General features: G+C 72.8%; 3 protein-coding genes. All 3 read left to right on the top strand.

The annotated features are described in order from the left end of the window. Nucleotides 1-60 precede the first annotated feature (60 nt). Nucleotides 61-1,329 carry a multidrug effflux MFS transporter gene (locus tag DBR36_RS03220; RefSeq protein WP_258222531.1) on the top strand — a complete coding sequence of 423 codons (1,269 nt, stop codon included), beginning with the start codon at nucleotides 61-63 and terminating at the stop codon, nucleotides 1,327-1,329. Nucleotides 1,330-1,445: 116 nt separating this feature from the next. Then, nucleotides 1,446-2,144: a phosphatase PAP2 family protein gene (locus DBR36_RS03215; protein WP_108317538.1), complete on the top strand. Its 699-nt coding sequence runs from the start codon at nucleotides 1,446-1,448 to the stop codon at nucleotides 2,142-2,144. A 10-nt stretch (nucleotides 2,145-2,154) separates the two neighbouring features. Continuing rightward, on the top strand, nucleotides 2,155-2,357 hold a 203-nt coding region (locus DBR36_RS03210), incomplete at its 3' end, for a hypothetical protein (RefSeq protein ID WP_181373457.1).

Below are 2,357 nucleotides of genomic sequence, written 5' to 3'. Positions count from 1 at the left end.
ACGGAGAAGACCCCCACCGGGTCGGCGCGCTCCGCCCACAAGACCCCCGCGACGGGCGCGATCCGCGCGCTCGGGTCGAACCCCGCGACCGCCCCGATCGTGCTGCACCCCGGCGATGCGATCCCCGCGTCGCGCCGCGTGCTGTACATCATCGTCCTGGGCGCCCTGACGGCGCTGGGCCCCTTCACGATCGACCTGTACCTGCCGGCGTTCCCCGTGCTCGAGGCCGACTTCCAGACCACGGCCGCCGCGATCCAGCTGACGCTCACCGGCACGATGGTCGGGTTCGCGCTCGGCCAGCTCATCGTCGGGCCCCTGAGCGACAAGGTCGGCCGACGGATCCCCCTGCTGTCGGTGACCGCCCTGCACGTCGCCGCGAGCGTCTTCGCCGCTCTCGCCCCGACCCTCGGCACCCTGTCGATCGCGCGCGTGCTGATGGGGGCGGGAGCCGCCGCCGGCGGTGTCGTCGCCGCCGCGATCATCCGCGACCTGTTCGGTGGTCGACGCCTGGTGGTCATGCTCTCGCGCATGGCGATGGTGTCGGGTGTCGCCCCCGTTCTCGCCCCGCTCGCCGGGTCCGCCCTGCTGCTGGTGATGAACTGGCGCGGCATCTTCGTCGTGCTGGCCGTCTACGGCGCCGTCATGCTCGTGTCGGCGATCCTCTTCATCCCCGAGACGCTCCCCGCCGCCCGCCGCGGGGGCCCCGGAGCGACGACCGTCTGGCAGCGCTACGGCAGCGTCTTCCGCGATCGCGTCTTCATCGGCGTGCTCGTGATCGGCGCGATGACCTTCAGTGGGCTCTTCTCGTACCTGTCGGCATCCTCGTTCCTCTTCCAGGTGACGTACGGCTTCAACCCGCAGCAGTACGGCGTGCTGTTCGCCGCGAACTCCATCGGCGTCGTCGTCGGCGTCCAGGTCGCCTCGCGCCTGGCCGCGCGGTTCGGACCGCAGTGGGTGCTCGCGGTCTCGACCGCGGTGCTCGTCGTCGCGGGCGGTGCCATCGTGCTGACCGACCAGCTCGGCCTCGGCCTGTGGGGCACGATCGTGCCGCTGTTCTTCTTCATGACCGCGTGCGGCTTCACGTTCCCGTGCGCGCAGGTGCTCGCTCTCGACCGCCACGGTAAGGCCGCCGGCACGGCGCAGTCGATCATCGGCGCCGCGAACTTCGGCGTCGCGGGCGTCATCTCGCCCCTCGTGGGCCTGCTGGCCACCGGGTCGGGCATCACGGCGACGACCATGGCCTCGGTCATGGTGGGCTGTGCCGCCATCGGCGTGCTGTCGCTGTGGTTGCTCGTGCGCCCGCGCACGGTCGAGCGCCTCGCGCCCTGACCCCCGGCATCCCCGCAGAAGCCGTCGCGGTCGCGAACATTAGCAGAGCGACCGCGGCGGCTTGTTCCGCGGGGTGGGCGGTTCCGCCGGGCGCGTGGACCGGGCATCATGAGGCGATGGATGCCACGGCGATCGACGACGTGCTCGACACGCGCCCACAGCGTTTCCGGGCGACCGTCGGGATCGTGCTCATCGCGCTGGCCTCGGCCCTGGGCGCGTGGGTCTACGTGCGCGGACCGAGTCCGTTCACCGTCGACGTCTGGTGGAACCAGCTGTTCGCGGCCGCCCCCTCGGAGCCGCTGTACGCCCTCGCTCTCGTGATGGACCAGGTCGGGGGCCACCTCACGGCGGTGCTCATCGTGCCGGTCCTGGGGGCCGTCGCGATCTTCGCCACCCGACGACGGTGGTCGGCCCTGTACTTCCTCACTGCGTCGGTGGGCAGCGCCCTGCTCGTGCAGGTGCTCAAGCACACCTTCGGGCGCGCTCGGCCCGAGGACATCCTGATCCTCAGCGACTACGGCTCGTTCCCGTCGGGGCACACGGCGAACGCGGCGACCATCGCGGTGGTGGCCGGAGTGCTCTTCCCCCGGGCCTGGGTGCGCGTCGTGGGCGCGGCCTGGGTGATCCTCATGGCCTTTAGCCGCACGTACCTGCATGCGCACTGGCTCTCGGACACCGTCGGCGGAGCCCTCGTGGGCGCCGGGGCGGCGCTGGTCCTGGCCGCGGCGTTCTCGCGTCTGCGCGCCCGCGACGAGGATCGGCTGACCATCCGACGCGCTCGCAAGGCGGATGCCGTGGAGGCGGGGTCGTCGTAGGCTGACGCGCATGACCGCGCCCGGTGACGTGCCCGCCGTTCCCTCCGACGCCGAGGCCGAGGTGGCCCGACTGAGGGCCGCGGCCGAAGCCGCCGAGGCCGAGCTGCGCCTCGCCCGTGCCCGTGCGGACCTCGCCGAGGCCGAAGCGGCCGCGGCCCGGGCGCGCGTCGCCGCGGCCGCTTCGGCCTCGGCGAGGTCCGCACGGGCACGGGC

The sequence above is a fragment of the Microbacterium sp. HMWF026 genome (assembly GCF_003061325.1).
GTDB lineage: Bacteria > Actinomycetota > Actinomycetes > Actinomycetales > Microbacteriaceae > Microbacterium > Microbacterium testaceum_E.
The sequence above is the reverse complement of the archived record's forward strand: the minus strand, read 5'-3'. Positions and strand labels throughout refer to the sequence as shown.